Source organism: Mycobacterium sp. Soil_C_30, assembly GCF_057656995.1.
This window is the reverse complement of record NZ_JBDGJH010000003.1, coordinates 430,813-450,302: the sequence shown is the minus strand read 5'-3', so window position 1 is coordinate 450,302 and position 19,490 is coordinate 430,813. Positions and strand designations below refer to the sequence as shown.

At 67.6% G+C, this 19,490-nt stretch carries 20 protein-coding genes; 7 read left to right on the top strand and 13 right to left on the bottom strand.

The window, feature by feature from the left end; translation table 11 throughout:
- The 5 genes from AC3A6P_RS07865 to AC3A6P_RS07845 are packed head-to-tail and all read right to left on the bottom strand — an operon-like array spanning position 1 to position 4,365.
- Positions 1-717 carry an SDR family NAD(P)-dependent oxidoreductase gene (locus AC3A6P_RS07865; RefSeq protein WP_487690468.1) on the bottom strand — a complete coding sequence of 239 codons (717 nt, stop codon included), beginning with the start codon at positions 715-717 and terminating at the stop codon, positions 1-3.
- Positions 718-1,491 carry an HpcH/HpaI aldolase family protein gene (locus AC3A6P_RS07860; RefSeq protein WP_487690466.1) on the bottom strand — a complete coding sequence of 258 codons (774 nt, stop codon included), beginning with the start codon at positions 1,489-1,491 and terminating at the stop codon, positions 718-720. It abuts the gene before it with no gap.
- Positions 1,488-2,450 (bottom strand): zinc-binding dehydrogenase, encoded by a 963-nt coding sequence (locus AC3A6P_RS07855; protein WP_487690463.1) that lies wholly within the window; start codon positions 2,448-2,450, stop codon positions 1,488-1,490. The genes AC3A6P_RS07860 and AC3A6P_RS07855 overlap by 4 nt, the downstream gene beginning before the upstream one ends.
- A gap of 2 nt (positions 2,451-2,452) precedes the next feature.
- Positions 2,453-3,664, bottom strand: a complete 1,212-nt coding sequence (locus AC3A6P_RS07850; protein WP_487690460.1) for a cytochrome P450 — start codon at positions 3,662-3,664, stop codon at positions 2,453-2,455.
- Positions 3,661-4,365 (bottom strand): NIPSNAP family protein, encoded by a 705-nt coding sequence (locus AC3A6P_RS07845; RefSeq protein ID WP_487690457.1) that lies wholly within the window; start codon positions 4,363-4,365, stop codon positions 3,661-3,663. Before AC3A6P_RS07845 ends, AC3A6P_RS07850 begins: the two co-directional genes overlap by 4 nt.
- Before the next feature lie 72 nt (positions 4,366-4,437).
- Between AC3A6P_RS07845 and AC3A6P_RS07840 the strand changes: the two genes are divergently transcribed.
- Positions 4,438-5,253, top strand: coding sequence for an SMP-30/gluconolactonase/LRE family protein (locus AC3A6P_RS07840; protein ID WP_487690454.1), 816 nt, complete (start codon positions 4,438-4,440; stop codon positions 5,251-5,253).
- A 17-nt stretch (positions 5,254-5,270) separates the two neighbouring features.
- Positions 5,271-6,086, top strand: a complete 816-nt coding sequence (locus AC3A6P_RS07835) for a thioesterase family protein (protein WP_487690451.1) — start codon at positions 5,271-5,273, stop codon at positions 6,084-6,086.
- Here AC3A6P_RS07835 and AC3A6P_RS07830 read toward each other — a convergent pair whose 3' ends face one another.
- Together AC3A6P_RS07830 and AC3A6P_RS07825 are read right to left on the bottom strand one after the other, a co-directional pair.
- Positions 6,087-7,343 (bottom strand): cytochrome P450, encoded by a 1,257-nt coding sequence (locus tag AC3A6P_RS07830; protein WP_487690448.1) that lies wholly within the window; start codon positions 7,341-7,343, stop codon positions 6,087-6,089.
- Between the two features lie 42 nt (positions 7,344-7,385).
- Positions 7,386-8,543 (bottom strand): CaiB/BaiF CoA transferase family protein, encoded by a 1,158-nt coding sequence (locus AC3A6P_RS07825; RefSeq protein WP_487690445.1) that lies wholly within the window; start codon positions 8,541-8,543, stop codon positions 7,386-7,388.
- A 65-nt stretch (positions 8,544-8,608) separates the two neighbouring features.
- On the opposite strand from AC3A6P_RS07825, the gene AC3A6P_RS07820 reads away from it, so the two are divergent.
- A complete protein-coding gene (locus tag AC3A6P_RS07820) occupies positions 8,609-9,154 on the top strand; it encodes a TetR/AcrR family transcriptional regulator (protein WP_487690443.1) in 546 nt (181 codons plus the stop codon).
- 3 nt (positions 9,155-9,157) lie between these two features.
- On the opposite strand, the gene AC3A6P_RS07815 is transcribed toward AC3A6P_RS07820, so the two are convergent.
- Complete coding sequence (locus tag AC3A6P_RS07815; RefSeq protein ID WP_487690440.1) at positions 9,158-11,464, bottom strand: MMPL family transporter; 2,307 nt, start codon at positions 11,462-11,464, stop codon at positions 9,158-9,160.
- Positions 11,465-11,565: 101 nt separating this feature from the next.
- On the opposite strand from AC3A6P_RS07815, the gene AC3A6P_RS07810 reads away from it, so the two are divergent.
- Positions 11,566-12,174 (top strand): TetR/AcrR family transcriptional regulator, encoded by a 609-nt coding sequence (locus tag AC3A6P_RS07810; protein ID WP_487690437.1) that lies wholly within the window; start codon positions 11,566-11,568, stop codon positions 12,172-12,174.
- On the opposite strand, the gene AC3A6P_RS07805 is transcribed toward AC3A6P_RS07810, so the two are convergent.
- Entirely contained in the window at positions 12,175-13,395 is a 1,221-nt protein-coding gene (locus AC3A6P_RS07805; protein WP_487690624.1) for a CynX/NimT family MFS transporter, read from the bottom strand.
- Between the two features lie 65 nt (positions 13,396-13,460).
- On the opposite strand from AC3A6P_RS07805, the gene AC3A6P_RS07800 reads away from it, so the two are divergent.
- Positions 13,461-14,129 (top strand): FadR/GntR family transcriptional regulator, encoded by a 669-nt coding sequence (locus AC3A6P_RS07800; RefSeq protein WP_487690434.1) that lies wholly within the window; start codon positions 13,461-13,463, stop codon positions 14,127-14,129.
- On the opposite strand, the gene AC3A6P_RS07795 is transcribed toward AC3A6P_RS07800, so the two are convergent.
- On the bottom strand, positions 14,102-15,241 hold the full coding sequence (locus tag AC3A6P_RS07795; protein ID WP_487690431.1) for an acyl-CoA dehydrogenase family protein: 1,140 nt from the start codon (positions 15,239-15,241) through the stop codon (positions 14,102-14,104). The genes AC3A6P_RS07800 and AC3A6P_RS07795 overlap by 28 nt on opposite strands.
- Before the next feature lie 48 nt (positions 15,242-15,289).
- Here AC3A6P_RS07795 and AC3A6P_RS07790 point away from each other — a divergent pair, with 48 nt between their 5' ends.
- Together AC3A6P_RS07790 and AC3A6P_RS07785 are read left to right on the top strand one after the other, a co-directional pair.
- Positions 15,290-16,393: a phosphotransferase family protein gene (locus AC3A6P_RS07790; RefSeq protein ID WP_487690428.1), complete on the top strand. Its 1,104-nt coding sequence runs from the start codon at positions 15,290-15,292 to the stop codon at positions 16,391-16,393.
- 55 nt (positions 16,394-16,448) lie between these two features.
- Positions 16,449-16,895, top strand: a complete 447-nt coding sequence (locus tag AC3A6P_RS07785; RefSeq protein ID WP_487690425.1) for a hypothetical protein — start codon at positions 16,449-16,451, stop codon at positions 16,893-16,895.
- Position 16,896: 1 nt separating this feature from the next.
- Here AC3A6P_RS07785 and AC3A6P_RS07780 read toward each other — a convergent pair whose 3' ends face one another.
- From AC3A6P_RS07780 to AC3A6P_RS07770, 3 genes are read right to left on the bottom strand one after another with little or no spacing between them, the layout of a single operon-like run.
- Positions 16,897-17,787 carry a phytanoyl-CoA dioxygenase family protein gene (locus AC3A6P_RS07780; protein ID WP_487690422.1) on the bottom strand — a complete coding sequence of 297 codons (891 nt, stop codon included), beginning with the start codon at positions 17,785-17,787 and terminating at the stop codon, positions 16,897-16,899.
- Positions 17,788-17,844: 57 nt separating this feature from the next.
- The gene (locus AC3A6P_RS07775; protein WP_487690420.1) at positions 17,845-19,026 is read right to left on the bottom strand and encodes a cytochrome P450; all 1,182 of its coding nucleotides are present in this window, start codon (positions 19,024-19,026) and stop codon (positions 17,845-17,847) included.
- A gap of 58 nt (positions 19,027-19,084) precedes the next feature.
- On the bottom strand, positions 19,085-19,489 hold the full coding sequence (locus AC3A6P_RS07770; RefSeq protein ID WP_487690417.1) for a nuclear transport factor 2 family protein: 405 nt from the start codon (positions 19,487-19,489) through the stop codon (positions 19,085-19,087).
- Position 19,490 lies beyond the last annotated feature (1 nt).

Here is a 19,490-nt window from a genome sequence, read left to right as displayed (position 1 = left end):
TCAACCAATCTGGAGGGTTTGGCCGCCGTCGACGACGAGCTCGGAACCGGTGATGAAGGACGCCTGCTCGGACAGCAGGAAGGCCACCGCGTCGGCCACCTCCATCGGCGAGCCCAGCCTGCCCGACATGGCCCGTGCGGCCAGGCGGGCCTGGGTGGTCTCGTCGAGCATCGGGGTGGCGATGGGCCCCGGGAACACGGCGTTGACCCGGATCCCTGCGGGGGCCAGTTCGGCGGCCGCCACCTGGGTCAGACCGCGCAGCGCCCATTTGGCCGAGCCGTAGGCGGCGTGATTCGGGAACGGCCGGAGGGCGCCGGTGCTGCAGGTGTTGACGATAGCGGCGCCCTCGGCGCGGGTCAGTTCGTCCAGCGTGGCACGCATTCCGAGGAACGGGCCCAGGCAGTTCACCCGCCAGCTGCGTTCGAATCCGTCGACGGTCTCGGTGCCCAGGGGCGCCCGGTGCAGGATGCCGGCGTTGTTCACCAGCGCGGTCAGCCCACCGAACCGATGGACCGTGGCGCTGACCGCCTGCGCCCACTGCTGCTCGCACGTCACGTCCAGCGGTACCGTCAGCACGGCGTCGGCAGCAGATGCGGCCAGCTCATCGGTGCGCACGTCGCACGCCGCGACGGCATACCCGTCGGCGCGCAAGCGGGCCACGATCGCAGCCCCCTGACCGCGGGCGGCGCCGGTGACCAGCGCGACTCGTTGACCCATTCAGTGGTATCCCTTCGACCTGTGCCCGGCGGCGTCGATACCGGCCAGCCGCAGCTGCTCGGCTGCGCCGTGCCGCAGGGCCTGCCCTTCCGACATGAGAGTTAGCATCCGAAAACCTCGTTCGCTGAACAGTTTTCCCGCTTGTCCGTGCCCGGCATGGATCCCGGCCACCAGTCCGGCTTCGGCAGCGGCATGCTGGATGCGGTCGATCGCGGCGTCCACTTCGCCGCCGCCGGCGGCGGAGAACCCCGAGGACACCGCCAGGTCTGCCGGTCCCACGTAGACACCGGTGAGCCCGGGGACCGCACAGATCTCGTCGACCACGGCCAGCGCCCGCGCGGTCTCGATCATGACGAACACGCTGACACGGTCTTGCAGTGCGGCGGTATCGGATCCGAGACCGGCGCGCAGCGGACCGAAGCTGCGTACACCGGCGGGCGCGTACCGGGTGGCCGCCACTGCCGCGGCGGCTTGTTCGGGAGTCTCGACCATGGCGATGATCACCGCGTCGGCACCGGCGTCGAGGACGCGCCCGATCGGGGCCGGTGCCGCTGACGGCAGACGCACGGCGGTGGCGATGGGCACCGGCTCCAGCCGGCGCAGCAGCACGGCGACGTCGGCATCGTCGAGATAGCCGTGCTGGGTGTCGAACCCGACGTAATCGTAACCGGCCCGGGCGAAATCCTCCGGGCCCGAGAACGACGGTCCGGTGATCCAGCCGCCCCACACGTGTGGTTTGGCGGTCAGCGCCTGCTGCAGCCGGCTGGCGCTCACTGCGCGATCACGATCTTGACCCGTGCGGGGTCGGGTCGGGCCCCCTGCTCGAAAGCTGCTTGTACGTCGTCGGTTCCGAACGTGTGTGTGACGTACGCGTCGAGCAGGTCGGGGTGGGCGGCGGCGAATTCGTCGGCGCGGCGCAGTACCCGCCGACGGTCCAGCGTCACGCCGGATTTGAGAGTCAGGTTGTTACGCAACAGAGTACGCATGCTGATCGGGTACCAGTCGTCGTCCGGCACCCCGAAGTAGAACACGGTGCCTCCGAACGCGACTGCCTCGACGGCGTGCCCCAGCGTGGCCACCTGATGACCGACCGCTTCGATCACGATATGAGGCCGGTCCTCGGAGCTGCGGTGCCGCACCCACCGGTCGCTGGTGGCCCGCACCGCGGTGTCCACCCCGAACCGGTGGGCGATCGCCGACCGGTCGATGGGGTCGATGCCGGTGACATGTTCAGCACCAAGGCTTTTGGCGACGAAGGCGAACAGCAAGCCGATCGAGCCCTGTCCGATCACCGCGACCCGGCGGCCGGCCAGGTCAGGTAGCTGTTCGAAGGCGTACAGCACACAGGCCAGCGGTTGCAGCCCGACCGCGTGCCGGGGTTCCAGCGCAGGCCGGTAGGCGGCCACCCCGTCGCCGTCGGTGATCACCTGTTCCGACAGCCCGTCGAACCCCGAGGCCCAGCCGACCACCCGGTCACCCGGATGGTGATCGGGATGGCGGCTGGCAAGAACCTCTCCGACGATCTCATGGATCGGGAAACCCACGATGCCCGCCGTACTGGCGCCGGTATCGCCGGGCAGCCGACCCTGCGTACCACGAAAGCCGGGCATGTCGCTGCCGCAGATCCCGGCGGCCAGGAAGCGCAGCAGCACCTGACCCGGCGCCGGCGCCTGCGGTTCGGGTACGGACAGCTTCTCGAAGACGAACGGGGCCACCAGCCGGTATGCCCACATGCTCACACCTGCACCGGGATGCTGTTCCAGCCCCACTGGAAGCTCGACGGCGGGCGTACCGCTGCCGCGGCATCGATGTGATACTCGGGTACACGTTTGAGCCACTCCTGCACCATGATCGTGATCTCCAGGCGGGCCAGGTGTACACCCAGACAGAAGTGCTGACCGCGGCCGAACGCCAGCAGCCGTCGGATCGGGCGGTTCCAGACGAACGCGTCGGGGTCGTGGTACTCCCGCTCGTCGCGGTTCGCCGATGCGAGCAGGGTAATGACACGCTGGCCGGGCCGCAGCGTGGTGCCGTGCAGGACGAACGGCTTGCGCACCGTGCGGGCGAACCACTGCGCCGGCGCGCAGTAGCGGATCATCTCTTCCCGTGCGATCACCGCGTTGGCCTCGGGATCGGCGCTCACCTCCGCGAGCTGTCCCGGATGGCGCAGCAGTTCCCACAGCCCGTGCGCGACGATCTTCGGCACGGTCTCGGTACCGCCGATGAACACCCCCAGCATCTGGGTGGCCGCCTCCGCGTCGGTGAAGGCGGAGCCATCCGGCAGCCGGAAGTTCACCAGTGCCTCGGCGATCGGTGTCTGCGCGGCGCCGGCCCGCTGCCGTTCCACGATGGGTGTCAGGTAGCTCAGGTACCCCGGCCGGGCGTTGGCCACATTCACGCCGCTACCGGGCTGCGCGAGACTGCCGGCGTTGACGGTGGCGAGCACGTCGGAGGCCAGTTGGGTTGGCAGACCCAGTAGTTCGCAGACCACCGCCGACGCGACGATACCGCCGTAGTCCTGGGTCAGGTCGAAGCCACCGCGAGGAAGTAGCTCGTCGAGTCGTTCGTTGGCCAGGGTCCGGATCCGGTCGGCCAGCTTCGACACCGACCTGGGGCGGAACTGCGCGGACGTGCAGCGCCGGACATCCTCGTACAGCGGCGAGTCGAAATTGGCGTGGAACGGCATGGGGTGCAGCGGTGGATCGGCGACCGCGCCATGATTGTGCTCGGCCAGAACCGTTGCGGCGGGCAGGGTTCCCTCTGATGCCACGAAGGTGCCGTCGTGAATTTCGAGCACCCGCCAGATGTCGTCGAAACGCGACACGGCGTAGGTGTCCCACTTCTCGACGTAGTACAGCGGGTGGTCGTCACGCAGCACCCGGTAGTACGGCAGCGGATCCGCCATCACGGCCGGATCGAACGGGTCGTACGAGAGGTCCGTCTTCATCGCAGTGGTGAGGGGGGTAGGGCTTGCAATATCGAGTCCTCCCAACCGTCGCGCAACGCCGGCGCGACGCTCATCCAGGTGACGATCTCGGCCGGCGGGTTGTCCTTCCAGGACGGGTAGTGGTTCTCGAAGCAGTCCCAGCCGCCGTCGAGGGCCCAGTAGTGGATCACCTCGTTGTAGCGGAAGGTACTGATGAACGAACCCAGCCAACGCTTACCGGTGCGCTCCGACCACGGCACGTACAACCGTTCCAACTCCCGGATGTAGTCATCCTGGCGGCCCGGTTTGGTCTGCATGATCTCCTGTATCACCAGGCCCGCCCCGAAACCGTTGTCCTGCAGCTCGGCCAAGGTCTTGTTGCTGCGGCCCGCATACATGATCCGGCCCTCACCGGAGGCGCCGTTCCGGGTCAGGAAGGCAGCCCACTCGCCGGCGGGCCCGCTGTGGGTTCCGCCCGGTGCTTGCGCGCGCCCGATCCGGGCGTAGTCGGCGAACGCGTCGAGTTCCCAGATGACGGTGGCCTGCGGCCAGTGCCCGTTGTAGGGCGTCGTCTCCCAGATCGCGAACAGCCGGGCCCCCAGATCGCTCATCATCGGGTGGTAGACGGTGTTGAACGTGTCGGTGAACCGCTGACTGCCGATCGCACCCAGGGCGACGGTCTCGTGCAGGTACAGCAGCGTGTGGCCGTGATACTTCTTCATGCGGTGCGCTTCGTGGTTGACACTGACACCTTGCGAGCGTGACACTTGAGACGTGTTTTGTAAAGGCATGGTGTGAAACCGGTCCCGCTGGCCAACGGCTTCTGTTTCGGTGAGGGTCCTCGCTGGTTCGAGGGCATGCTGTGGTTCTCCGACATGCTCGGCGAGGCGGTGCACACGGTCACCTTGGACGGCTCCATGACGACGCTGCCGCTGCCCGGACATGCCCCGTCGGGCTTGGGTTTCCGCCCCGACGGAACCCTGCTGATCAACTCCACCCGGCTCCGCCAGGTATTGCGCTACGACGGCGAGAACGTCGGCGCCTGTGCCGATCTGAGCGATCTGGTTCCCGCTGATCTCGGCGACATGGTGGTCGACGACACCGGTCGCGCCTACATCGGCTCTCAGGCCCGCAGCGGCGGTGTCATCGTGCGCCTCGATCCCGATGACACCGCCACCGTCGTCGCCGAAGATCTCGACTTCCCCAACGGCATGGTGATCACCCCGGACCGGCAGCTTATCGTGGCCGAGTCGACAGCGCGCCGGCTGACCTCGTTCCCCATCGACGACGCCGGCGGTCTCGGTGAACGCTCACTGTTCGCAGATGGGCTCGCCGGACCACCGGATGGGATCACCCTCGACGACGAGGGCGGGGTTTGGACGTCGATGACCCTGGCCTGCCGGTTCGACCGGATCATGGCCGGCGGCAGCGTCACCGACCGGATCGACCTCGGCGACCGGACCGCAATCGCCTGCACGCTCGGTGGCCCCGAACGCCGGGTGCTGTTCCTGCTGTCGAGCACCGACGCCTACCCGCAACGACTGGTCGGCACCAAGCTCTCCCGGCTGGACACCGTGACGGTCGCGGTGCCCGGTGCGGGCCTACCGTGACCCGAGAAAGGTGACGAATGTCGGACGCCTACTACGAACTGATCGATGAAAACGATTCGCGGGGAGAGAAATTCACCGCCAGCGATCTGGTCCGGAGCACCTGGACGGCGGCGATTCAGCACGCGGCTCCGGTGTCGGCGCTGTTGGTCCGCGCACTGGAACGGTGTGCGCACCGCGACGATACCCGGTTGAGCCGCGTGAGCATCGACCTGCTGGGCGGGGTGCCCGCCGACGGCGACCTGTGGGTACGCGGCCAGGTCGAGCGGTCCGGCAGGCAGATCGAACTGGTGAGCGCCGAGATGCTGGGCCCCGGTCGCGACGGCCGGCCACGTCCCGTCGCGCGCGCCAGCGGATGGCGACTGCAACAACTCGACACCGCTGAGCTGTTGCATGCTCCGGAGCCACCTCTACGGCCGGTATCCGAGGCGGTCAGCCGCGACATGAAGAAGGACTGGGATCGCAACTACGTGCACAGCCTGGACTGGCGATGGCTCACCACGCCGCTGGCGCCGGGACCTGGCGAGTCCTGGATCCGGCCCGAAGTGGATCTGGTTCTGGGCGAGACGATGACACCGCTGCAGCGGCTGTTCGCGGTGGCCGACGATGCCAACGGGATCGGCTCCACACTCGACATCCGGAAGTGGACGTTCCTCAACACCGATCTGGTGGTGCACGTGCACCGGATCCCCACCGGCGAGTGGACCGGCATCCGCGCCCAGACCAGCTACGGGCCGGACGGTATCGGGACAACCGTCGGCACACTGTTCGACGAGGCCGGGCCGGTCGGCGCGATCCAGCAGTCGGTGCTGGTGCGTCCGCGGCCCGCCGGTTGATCAGCCGACGTACGCCGGCACGCGTTTGATGCCGTGCACAAAGCTGCTGTGTAGGTGGTCGGGCTCACCGAACTCGATTCGATCGATCCGGGTCAGCAACTCGCGGAACAGGTTCCGCAGCTCGGACCGGGCCAGCTGGACACCCAGGCAGAAGTGTGGGCCGCCACCGCCGAAGCCCAGGTGCGGGTTGGGTGAGCGGGACAGATCAAAACGGTCCGGGTCGGTGAACACGGCCTCATCACGATTGGCCGAGCAGTAGAACAAGCCCACCTTGTCCCCCGCGCTGATCTGCGTTCCCGCGATCTCGACATCGGTGGTGGCGAACCGGGCGAACTGCAGCACGGGCGTGGACCACCGGACGAACTCCTCGACCGCCGTGCCGATCCGGCCGTCGAAATCCGCCATCAGCCAATCGCGTTGAGCGGGATTGTCCGTCAACGCCATCATGGCGTGCGTGGTGGCCTGTTTGGTGGTGTCGTTACCCGCCGATGACAACAGGATCAAGAAGGCCCCGATCTCGTCGTCGGTCAACCGGTGCCCGTCCACCTCGGCGTTGACGATGCTGGTCATCAGGTCATCGCCCGGGTGCTGACGGCGGAATTTCGCCAGTTCCACCCCGGTGCTGACCAACAGCATCATCTCGTTGATGGTGGCGGTGGCCCGCTCCTCCAGGGTGGAGTACTCGTCATCGCTCATGCTGAAGAGCTTTTCGGCGGCCTGGGCCACCGCGGGTCGGTCCGCCGGCGGTACACCGAGCATCTCCATGATGGTCAGCATGGGCAGCCGCGCGGAACATGCGGCCACGAAGTCGATGTCGCCCGCGCCTATCAGGTCGTCGACGACCAGTGCCGCGTTCTGCTGGATCTGCTGTTCGATCGTGCGGACGTTGCGCGGGGTGAAGGCCGAACTGATCAGCCGCCGGTACACGGTGTGCTGCGGCGGATCCATCGCCAGGAAGAACGTCGCGATCTTCTGCACCTCGGCCGGCATCGGGTCGAGCGCCACCCCGCGACTGGAGGTGAACAGCTCGGGATGCTGGCTGACGAAGGCGACATCAGCGCGCCGGGTCAGTGCCCAGAAGCCGTCCTCCTGCAGATCGAACAGCGACGACATGGGTCGCTGCCAGGACAATCCGTCGGCGGCGCGCAACTGCGCGAAGACCAGGTCGCGTTCGGCGAAGGGCCGGCCCCAGAATGCATGGGAGGTGATGTCCAACGAACTGTATTCGCGTGTGTGCGTTGAGCTTGCGACGGCCACGGGCGCTCCTTCCACAATCGCATCAGCGTGACATTGTTGATGCTATTTGTAAAGCTCGGCCAGGATCTCCGCGGTGTGTTCACCGAGCGCAGGTGCCGGCCCGCGCGGTGCCCAGGGTGTGGCGGAGAAGTCCACCGGCGAAGCCACCATGGGGACGGCTCCGTCGGGAACGGGGACGTCGACGATCCCGCCTGCGGCGTGGAACTGTTCGTCACCGAGGACGTCCTCCAGTGTGTTGATCGGAGACCAGAACAGGTCGGGCTCGGATGCGAAGATGTCAGCCCATTCAGCCAATGTCCTGGTGGCGAAAACAGCGTCCAGTTCGGCGATCAACGTTTCAGCATTCCTGGCGCGCTCCCGCGGACGGGCGTAACGCGGATCGTCGAGCCAGTCGGTCCGGCCCACAGCCCGGCACAGCGGCGGCCAGTGCCGTTCACCCTCCAGTCCCACGAGCCAGAACGGCTTGCCGTCCCCGGCCCGGTAGTTGTTCATACACGGATTGCCCATCGACTCCCGGCGCCCGATGGCGATGGGATGCCCGGTGGCCAGGAAGGTGTTGAGGTCGAAGCTCACGGTGTAGACACCCTGCCGGTACAGCGACGTCGCCACCAGTTGGCCTGCGCCGGTGCGGCCACGGGCCACCAGCGCCGCGCAGATGCCGGCGGCCAGTGTCATACCGGCGGCGTGGTCACCCATTCCGCCGCGCTGAAACGGCGGGGTCTCCCCGGGTCTCGTCAGCAGATGCGCCAACCCGGCGCGCGCCCAGAACGCCGCCACGTCGTACGCCGCACGGTCGGCGTCGGGTCCACCGACCCCGTAGCCGGTGATCAGCCCGTACACCAACCGGGGGTGGCGCTGCGCCAGCGTATCGAAATCGAACCCGAGCCGCCGCAGCGCAGCGGGGCGTACGTTCGTGAGGAAAACGTCTGCGCGGGAGATCAATTCGTCGGCCACCGCCCGGCCGTCATCCGTCGACAGATCGAGGACGACACTGCGCTTGGACCGGTTGTCCATGTCGAACGGCGGATTGACCTCAGGGTCCAGCCCCAGCATCCGCCCGAACCGCCGCGCGGGATCGCCGGCCGGCGGCTCGATCTTGATCACGTCGGCGCCCCAGTCGGCCAGCAGACCCCCCGCCGCGGGCGCAGCGACCCACACTCCCAACTCGACAACCCGGATGCCCGCCAATGGTCCCGTCACGGCTTGCCAGTTTACAAACCCGCTGGGCTTTGTAATTCTGAACGGACGAGCCGAAAGGGGCCTGTGTGAATCGACCACCGCCCGGCTCGCTCGCGTCGCTGGACAACGAGTCCTCGTCGCGACAGCGGATCCTGCGCGCCACCGCAGAGGTGTTGGCCCGCAGTGGCCAGTCCAAGCTCAGCCTGTCCGATGTGGCGGCACAAGCAGGCGTCTCGCGGCCGACGCTGTATCGCTGGTTCGCCTCCAAAGGCGAATTGCTCGACGCTTTCGGCGCCTTCGAACGGGACATGTTCGACGACGGGGTCAACCGGGCCACCGCGGGGCTGCGCGGCAATGACCGGCTCGATGCCGCGTTGCGGTTCATCGTCGAGTACCAGCAGTCCTATTCAGGGGTCCGGGTGGTGGACATCGAACCCGAGGTCGCCATCGCCCAGTTGGCCCGGGTGATCCCGCAGATGCGCGCGCGGTTACAGCGGTTGATCCCCGGCACCGGTGGCGCCATCAAAGCCGCCACCGCCATCCGCGTCGCCGTGGCGCACTACATCGTGCGCAGCGACGACAGCGAACAGTTCCTGGCTCAGCTCCGGCACGCGGTGGGCCTCAAACTGTAGCCACTACACCGTGACTCGATCATTCTCCAGTGCCCGGTTGAGCTTCTCGCCTTCGATGTCGAGGTCCGGCAGTCGGCGCTCCAGGCGCTCGGGCAGCCACCAGGCCCGGTCACCCAGCAGCGACATCACCGCGGGCACCATCGTCATCCGCACCACGAAAGCGTCGATGAAAACGCCGAAAGCCAAGGCGAATCCGATCTGTTTGATCATCGGGTCGGCATTGAACACGAAGCCGACGAACACGGCCATCATGATCACGGCGGCAGCGGTCACCACCCGGGCGGCCTGGGTGAAGCCCTGTGTCACTGCGGCATCACCGCGGTGGCCGTGCACGTGCGCCTCTTTCATCGACGACACCAGGAACACCTCGTAGTCCATGGCGAGGCCGTAGAGCACCCCGGTGACGATGATCGGCAGCAGGCTCAGAATGGGCCCGGTGGCACTGAGGCCGAACAACTGCTGCAGCCAACCCCATTGGAACAGTGCGGTGGTGGCACCGAAGGTGGCCAGGATGCTGAGCAGGAATCCGGCAGTGGCTTTCACCGGTACAGCGATGGAACGGAACACCACCATCAGCACCAGCAGCGAAAGACCCACCACCACACCGATGTACAGCGGGATCGCACTGGCGATGCGGTCGGAGATGTCGATGCCCATGGCGGTGATCCCCGTGACGCCGAGGTCGACGTTGTGCACATCGGCGAGCGGGCCGGTGTGGTCGCGGATACCGCGCACCAGGTCGGCGGTGGACTCATCGGTGGGTCCCGCGGTGGGGACCACCGAGAAGATCGCCTTGTCCGAATTGTCCGACACCATCTGCATGTTCACCGCCTGCACACCGTCGAGGCGGCGCAGATCGGTGTAGACGTCGGCGATCTGGGCCTCGGTCAGGGTGTCCGCGTCACGGGGTTCGGCGACCACCACCAGCGGGCCGTTGAACCCGTCGCCGTAATGGTCGGCCACCATGTCATAGCCGGCCCGCTGCGGGGTGCCCTCGTTGTAGGAGGAGCCGGCGGGCAGGCCCAGGTGCATACCGAGGGCAGGCACTGCGAGCACGCCGGTGAGCAGCACCCCGGCGATGGCCACCGGAACGCGGTGCCGCAGTACCGCACCCACCCAGGCGGCGGCGAAGCGGGGAGTGCCGGCGCCGTCGGACACCTGGGTACGGGCCTTGTCCGAGCAGATGCGTTCACCCACCAGGCCCAGGAGTGCGGGCAGGATGGTCAGGGCGGCAAGCACGGCCACGATCACGGTCGCGGCGGCGGCCAGCGCCATGGTGGTCAACAACGGGATGCCCGCCACCGACAACGCGACGAGGGCGATCACCACCGTCGTGCCTGCGAAAACCACTGCGCTGCCGGAGGTTCCGACAGCACGGGCGGCGGCGTCGGCGGCGGTCAGGCCCTGGTCGAGGATCAGCCGCCGCTGCCGGTTGACGATGAACATGGCGTAGTCGATACCCACCGCCAGGCCCAGCATCAGCGCCAGCACCGCGGTGATCGACTGCATGGTGAACAGATGGGAGAACAGGAACGTGCCACCCACCCCGACGGCGACCGAGGTCAGCGCCGTCGCCAGGGGCAGGCCGGCTGCCACCAGTGAGCCCAGGGTGATCACCAGGACCAGCGCAGCCACCATGACCCCGATGACCTCGCCGACGCCGACGATCTCGGGCAGTTGGGCCATCGACGCCGACGGCAGCACCTGCAGATCGGTGTTGGCCACGGCAGACTCGGCCGCCGAGACGGTGTGCTCCACCGCGCCGGTGGGCAGGTCGCTGGTCTGCTTGTCGAACTGGAATTGGAACAGCGCGGTCTGGCCGTCCGCGGAGACGACGACACCGGGCACCTGCTGTCCGTTGACGGTCAACGGGATGGGTGCGTCGGCCGGCGGCGGCAGCTGATGCTGGATCCGCGCGATCGCCGCCCCCGCGGTCAGGGTGGGGCTCGACGCGCCCTTGGCGAGTTCGGCCTGCGCGAGGGCGCGGGGATCGATGACGTGCTCGGCGTGCGACACCGCGTCGACGGCGGCTGTCAGCGCGGCCAGGTTGGCCCCCTGGTCGACCCGCTGCCCGTCGGGCGCGGCGAAGGCGATCATGCCCTGGCCGCCGGCCATCTCGGGCATCTCGGCGCCCAGCTGATCGATGACCTCCTGGGCGGGCGTGCCGCTGATCCGCATCTCGTTGGAGATCTTGGGCGGGTTCACCACCAGCAGGCCTGCGACGACGGCGATCAGCGCCAGCCAGGCGGCGAGCACCGCCCAGGGGCGGCCGAACGCGAAGCGTCCCAGACGATGGAGAAAGGTCGACATGTAAATGAGAGTAGGCTCCCAAAATGGGAGCGAGCTATCAATTGTCGCCAACACCACCACCGGCCTGACAGGATGATCTGGACCACTACTCGGAGGTTCCCGTGACCGAGATTTCGGCGGACGCCGACGCCGCCACCGCACCGGCCAAGCGCCGCCGCGCCGACGCATTCGCCAACGTCAACCGAATCGTTGCCGCCGCCCGCGAGGTGTTCTCCATCCACGGCGACTCGGCCACGCTCACCGACGTCGCAGCTGCGGCCGGCGTCGGCAATGCCACTTTGTACCGACACTTCGCCAACCGCCAGGCCCTGGCGGCGGCAGTGTACGAGGACATCTTCGTCACCGAGGTCGAACCGGTGATCACCCAGCTCGTCGAGAGTGAGGCGCCGCGTGAATCCTTCCTCGACGTCATCGAGCGCCTCACCGAGGTGATGTGCCAGCAGCGCCCGTTGCTGTCCTCACTGGATCATCTGGCCGAACTCACCGTCGCCCTGTTCAACCGCAACTCCGAGCTCGTCGCGGCCATCGTGGCGACCGGTCAGGCCAAGGGTGAGCTGCGCCTGGATCTGACCGCGGATGACGTGGCCACCTTCGTGGCCATGGTCACCACCGCTTCAGTGGCCCTGGATCAGCCACCGGAGTTACGCCGGCGCTACCTGAGCCTGATGCTCGACGCGTTGAACCCGGTCGGCGCTCAGCCACTTCCCTAGCTAGACGTACCGGTTGCGGCCGGCCACCGCGCCGGTGGCCATCTGCACGGCATACACCGCGAGGAACAGGATCCACGGCACCGTCCAGCCACCTGTGACGTCGTGCAGCACTCCGAACAGAAGCGGTCCCACGCCGGCTATCAGATAGCCGATCCCCTGCGCCATCCCGGACAGTTGCGCGGTCTCGTCCGCGGTCCGGGCCCGGAGTGCGATCACCGCGAGCGCCAGCGCGAACACACTCTGGCCGATGCCGATCAGCACACTCCACAGCACCGGTTGGGCCGCCGGCGCCAGCATCACCCCGAGGATGCCCACCACCCCGACCAGTCCGAGGCCGACGATCCATCCGCTCTGGCTCCCGCGGCGGGCGGCCATGGGCGCCACCACCAAGGCGATCGGCACGCCGATCAGCGCGGTCAGGCCCACCAGGATCCCGGCCTGCAGCTTCGGCACCCCGTTGTCGATGAAAACCTCTGGCAGCCAGCCCATCACGATGTAGGCCATGAAGGCCTGGCACCCGAAGAACACGGTGACGATCCAGGCCAGCCGATTACGCAGCAGCGAGCGTCGCGGCTCGGAGTGCTCGGCCCGTCGCGTCCAGGCGGCACCGTGGCGCCGGGACACCGGCACCCACACCGCCAGCGCGATCAAGGCCAGCGCACCCCAGACGGCGAGCGCCGGCCGCCAGCCGCCCAGCGGTTCCTCCAGCCCCGGCGTGAGCGCGGATCCCAACGCTCCCCCTGCCTGCAGCGCGGCCGTGTAGATGCCGGTCATCACGCCGATCCGGGCCGGGAACGAGCCTTTGATCACCACCGGGATCAGCACGTTCACCAAGGCGATTCCCGCGCACGCCACCAGGCTGGCGCCCAGGACCACGGTGGCCCCGCCCACCGCGCGGATCACCAGGCCCGCAGCGATGATCATCAGCGACAACGACACCGTGCGCCCCAGCCCGATTCGAGCGGACAACCGCGGTGCGGCCAGTCCGGCGGCGGCAAAACACAGCGCGGGCAAGGTGGTGAGGACACCGGCCCAGGTGGCCGAGACGCCGAACTCGGCGCGCATCTCGCCCAGCAGCGGCGCCACACTCGTCACCGCCGGACGCAGGTTCAGCGCCGTGAGGATCACCGCCACGGCCAGCAGCGCCCCTCCGGCAACCGCCGTGACAGCGGTCGTCCGCAACTCCGCTGCGGACCCGTACTGACGATCCGATTGTTTCATCCATGTTTCGGCCCTCACGGCTGCTATGGTCGCATACATCCCATGATTGGATGAAAGGACGCCCTGTGCCGTTGACCACTACCCGTCGAGCCGGCCTGGTCGAGCAGGTCATCGAGCAGTTGCGAAGTTCGGTCAACAGCGGCGAATGGCCGGTGGGTGAGCGCATCCCCAACGAAGCCGTGCTCGTCGAGCACCTGGGCGTAGGCCGCAACACCGTTCGCGAGGCCGTCCGCGCCCTGGCTCACGCCGGCATCCTGGAAGTCCGCCAGGGCGACGGCACCTACGTGCGTGCCACCAGTGAGGTGTCCGGGGCACTACGACGACTGTGCGGCAGTGAGCTGCGGGAGATCCTGCAGGTGCGCCGCGCACTCGAGGTCGAAGGCGCCAGGTTGGCAGCGCTCAACCACACCCCCGACGAACTCGCCGAACTGCGCCGACTGCTCGCCACGAGTCATCAGTGTCTCAGGACCGGACCCGACGAGTTCGCCCGTGCCGACGCCGATTTCCACCTCGCGGTGGTGCAGTACTCGCACAACACGATCCTGATCGAGCTGTATCGCGGGCTGCGCGAGACCATCGCCGCCAGCGTCGCAGCCACCACGTCGACCTTCGCCGAAGCTCTGGCGGACGAACACAGCGCGGTCGTCGAGCACATCGCTGCCCGCGACGAACAGCGCGCGGCCCAGTCCGCCGGCCGGCTCTTCGATCATCTCCTGGCGGGCGTGTCCCGGTAAACCGGCCGGCCCAAGCCCAATTCGTGCTGGGCGATCATGTTGCGGAACACCTCCAGGGTGCCGCCATAGATCCCGGTCGGTCCGGCCAACCGGAAGACATACTCCGCGGCACTGTCCGAGAGCGCCGAAGCACTGCCGAGGATGTCCATCAGATCCGGTGCGACATCCCGCATGGTCTGGGCGATGGCCACCCGGCCGTACACACCGGAGGTACTCAACGCGGCCTCCTGCCGCGCCACGCACCGTCCCAACCGGAGAGCGACGTCGTCGGTGGGCGTGCCCACCGACGCGGACACCGCATCGAGCGCCTCGGCGGTCAGCAGGGCATGTTCGGTCATCACCGCGAGCTTCTGCAGGCCTGCCGAATCCGGCTCTCTGACACCATGTTCGGCAGCCAGCGCGGCTCGCATCACCGTCCACCCGCCGTTGACGTCGCCGATGCGGTATCGGTCGGCCACCCGGACGTCGCTGTAGTAGACGATGTTGGTCCGGTCACCGTCGACGGTACGGACGGGTTGGATCTCGATCCCGGGGCTGGCCAGCGGTACCAGGAACAGGGTGAGATTGTGATGCCTCGGCCCGTCCGGGTCGGTGTTGGTCAACAGGAACACATACCGGCTGTTGTGCGCATTGGAGGTGAACATCTTGGACCCGTTGACAATCCAGCCCTGACCGTCCCGTACGGCCCTGGTCTTGCACGTGGCCACATCCGAACCGCCGTCGGGCTCGGTGTAGCCCAGGCACAGCAGGATCTCACCCGAGAGCACCCCGGGCAGCACCTCGTCGCGCAGCTCTCCGGAGGCGAACTGCGCGACGAACTTGGCCACCAGAGCCGTTGTCCCCCAATGGAACCACGGAGTGTGCGCCCGCCCGATCTCCAGCTCCCAGATGCGGCGGCGCACCGCGGAAAAACCGCCATCGGCTTCGCCGGCCCAGTCCGCCGCCAGATATCCGGACGCGCCCAGCGCACGGTGCACCCCCTCGTCGAAGTTCTCACCGGTCCGGCGGTCTCGCTCGATCACCTCGCCGGTGACGTGCTCGGCGAGGAATGTCCGCAGGCCGTCCCGGAACGCCCAGTCCTCGTCGCTGAGCTGCACGTGGGAGAAGTCCATGAGCATTCCCGCCTATCGGCATTACATATTCTGCTATCACTGTAAACCATGACGTATCGTGGGGATTCGGTCGGCCTCGCTCTTCACCTGGGCCGCGGGATACAGCGCGTCCTCACCCAACCGTTGATCGGGTGGGCCCGGCCGCTGCCCCGGCGGCCCGCCCAGCTCGACGCGCCGGCACTGTCCCGGCTGCTCGGGCGACGCGTAGCCTCGGCATCCCCACTCGGCGGTGACGACGGAACCTCCTCGCGTGTCCGGCTGGCCCTCACCGGCGACGACGTGCCCGCCACCGTCTTCGTGAAGATGCCCGCCCGCACCGCAGGCACCCGGTTCATCGGCGAGCTGGGCCGCCTCGGACACACCGAAGTCCGCTTCTACCAAGAGATCTCACAACAGATCGACGGGGTGCCGCAGTGTCATGCCGCGGCGTTCGATCCACTCACCGGTGGCTTTGTCCTGGTGCTCGAGGACCTGGCGGCCGGCCCCTGCGACTTCCCCGACACGCTGCACCCGCTGGGCGCCGACCGCGCCGGCCTGGTGATCGAACTGCTCGCCCGGCTGCACGGCCGGTACTGGGAACGGCCACTCGCGTGGACCTATACCGCCTCCGAGGACCCCACCTCGCAGCTCACCGGCTCGCTGCTGAACACGTCGGCGCGCCGGCTGACCCGCCGCACCACCATCCCGATCGAGGATGGCCGGTTCATCATCGACAACTACCGCGCGGTCGCCCGGCTGATCGACCGGCCGCCGCACACCGTCATGCACGGGGACGCCCACCCGGGCAATGTGTACTTCCGCGGCGGGGGCGCGGGGCTGCTGGACTGGCAGGCAGTGCGCCGCGGCCACCCCGGCCGCGAACTCGCCTACACCCTGGTCACCGGCATGACCCCCGACGAACGCCGGACCCACCAACGGGATCTGCTGGACCGCTACCGCGGCGCGCTCGCGGCCGCCGGCGGCCCGGCGCTCGACCCCGACGAGCTGTGGCTGCGCTACCGCCAGGGCGCGCTGTATGCGTATGTGGCCGCCCTGGCCACGGCCGGGATGGGCGGGATGCAGAACGAGGACATCGCCCTCGAGGGTCTGGCCCGCAGCGTCGCGGCCCTCGGCGACCTGGACACCGTCGCGGCACTGCGGCGGGGACTCTAGAGTTACATCTTCGATTTGTTGTGTAATCCAGCGCCGGTCGTCTTAGATTGAGGCCATGAGGATTCTGGTGGCTGTCGTCGCGATCGCCGCGTCGATTCTGGGGCTGGCGCCCACCGCGCATGCGGCCAAGATGTACTACGGCGCCTACAACGTCGCCATCGACGGCCGCTACGACTTCCACACCTGGATCTTCTCGATCAGCGGCTGCAACGAATCGGTGCCCGACTGCGTCAGCGTCATCACACTGCCGCAGCCCATCGCCAAGGCCTATGAGGCGTATGTCAACGCCTACTACGCCGACGGCAAGTACACGATGACGATCGACGACCCGTTCGGCCTGCGCTGCGGCAATGTCTACTACGGCCCCACCATCCCGACCCGCGACGTCTACACCTGGGACGCCAACACCCTCACCGGAGCCATGGTCTCGTCGTTCGCCACCGGCTGCGACGGCGCCCCGGGCGGCAGCTACACATATCCGATTCGCCTGACCAGGATGTGAATCATCCGCTCTTGGCGGCGATGAGCCTGTCGATGGCAGCACGGGCCGCCGGGGTGATCTCGTCGATGTCGGCACCGGGACGGGCGCTGTAGCCGTCACCACGGACGGCCACGATCGGATCCTCCACATCCCGGTAGTAGCCCATGGCGTACGCACCCTGCTGGTAGCCGATCAGCCTCAGCATGTCGTCATCGAGACCCGCGGCCACGTCCGGCGGGCAGGCCAGATACTGGTTCTCCTCTTGCCGCACCCACCCGACCGCGTAATTGATGTTGACGGCCTTACGGATCCGGCTCGACCGGTTCGCCCCGCCGCTGTGCCAGATCTTGCCCGAGTACAGAAGCACCGAACCGCGTTCCATCTCCGCTTGCAGACAGTCGGCGTCGCTGAACTGCGCGTCGGGCCCGGCCGTATGGCTGCCGGGTACCACGCGGGTGGCTCCCATCTCAGCGGTGTAGTCCGACAACGCCCACAAGGTGTTGCACTGTACGTGATAGTCCAGCGGGAAAGGGAAGTAATCCCAGGCGTTTTCGTCCTGATGCAGACCCTGCGCCGACTCGCCGGGGTAGATGGAGATCACCTGGGTCAGCATCAACTGGTAGGCACTGGCATGCCCGAGGAAATCACCGACCGCACCCAGGATGGTGGGGTGGCGGATCAGCCGGTGTGACAACGGTGAGCGGGCCACCAGGGCACCGGTGCGACGGGTCTTCTTGCCCAGGTGGTCTTCGGCACCGACCGGACTGTCGTTGATGTACGGGTCCAGTTCGGCCTCCAGCTCGTCCATGAACGCGGAGGAGACGAGGTTGTCGATGATGACGTAGTTGTCGCGCCGCAGGGCTGCGATCACCTCGTCGAGGGGCGCGGTGGCGGGCAGGTGGTGCAGGGTCACCCGAACCAGTCTGGCGCGGGCCGTGTTTCACGTTCCGCCGACGGCGTAAACGACGCGTTACGGCAGCACGATCCGCAGCTCCTCCCAGCCGCGCACCGTCGAGGTGGGCGCCAGCCGCGCCGTGTCGTGATCGATGTCCCACTCCGGAAACCGGTTGAGCAGTTCGTCGAGCGCGACGCGGCCCTCCAGGCGCGCCAGGTTCGCCCCGAGGCAGTAGTGCGTGCCCTTGCCGAACGTGAGGTGGCTGTTGCTGCGGTGGATGTCGAAGGTATCGGGGTCGATGAACCGGCGGGGGTCACGGTTGGCGGCGCCGAAGAGCAGCAGCATGGCGCTGCCCGCCGGCACAGTGGTGCCGTACGCCTCGAAATCGCTTGCCATCCAACGCGCTACGTGCGGGCCCGTGGGTTCGAACCGCAACGTCTCGTCGATCACCCGGTTCAACAGCGAGCGGTCCTGGGCGACCTCGCGGCGTTGCCCGGGATGGTCGGCGAGCACCTTGGCCAACCACCCGATCAATCTGCCGGTGGTTTCGTTGCCCGCACCCGCGACCACCTGGGTGTAGTGCAGGACCTCGGTGCGGGTGAGCTTGCGGACCGTGCCCGTCTCGTCCTCGAACTCGACGGTGAGCAACGCGGTCATCAGGTCATCGCCGGGGTTGTTCACCCGCCAGTCCACGTAGTCGGCGTACATCCGCCCGTCGGCGATCCGGTCTGCGTTGGCGACCTTCATCGGGGCGCCCGGCCTGGTTCGCAGATTCGCGTCGTTGGCGTCGCGGAAGCCGGTCTGCTCGGATTCCGGGATGCCCAGCAGCATCCCGATCACCCGCATCGGCATCATGGCGGCCAACTCGGCCACGATGTCGAATCCGCCTGATCCGACAAGAGGATCCAGGCATCGCACACAGTACTGCCGGATCTGATCCTCGATGGCGGCCATGCGCCGAGGGGTGAACACCCGTGACATCAGCCCACGCAGCATGGTGTGCTGCGGCGGGTCCTGGAACATCATCACCCCGGGCGGCATGTCGAAATCCGACTGCACCAGTTCCAGGATGTCGCTTCGGCTGTTGGAGAACGTCTCCCAGTCGCTCAGTGCGTGAGCGACGTCGGCGTGCCGCGACAGCGCCCAGAAGTCGTAGCGCTCGTTGTGATAGAGCGGCGCTTCTTCGCGCAGCCGCGCGTACACCGGATACGGATCGGCCACGATGTCCTGGTCGTACGGGTCGTAGTAGACGCCCATCGCGTCATGCTATGCAGCTGCTCAGCATGGGGTCAAGGTGCGCCCTCGTCGACCCGGCTCACACCGGCCACGAGCGTTGGGCCGACGCGGGCGCACCGACGTCCCGGGGATCCACCTCCACCGCATAGGACGTGATGGCGGCGATCCGGTTCCCGTCGAATTCGAAGATGTGGCAATCAGATACAGCGGTCACCCCGCCGGGGCTCTGATAGCGGGTCATCGAATCGATCACCACCGCATCCGGGCTGGTGACCACCACGCGTCGATCCGTCACCTCGGTGGTGTCCTCGAGACTGCCCGCGGTCTCACGACAGGTGCGCCGCAGGGCGTCGGCACCTTCGAGCACCATGTAGCCGGGCACCGTCCAGCGCACATCGGCGGCCAGGTGGGGGAAGACGTCGTCGAATCGGTGCTCACAGAAGGCGAGGCAGATCTGCTCCCGGTCCACCGGTTCGTCCGCCACT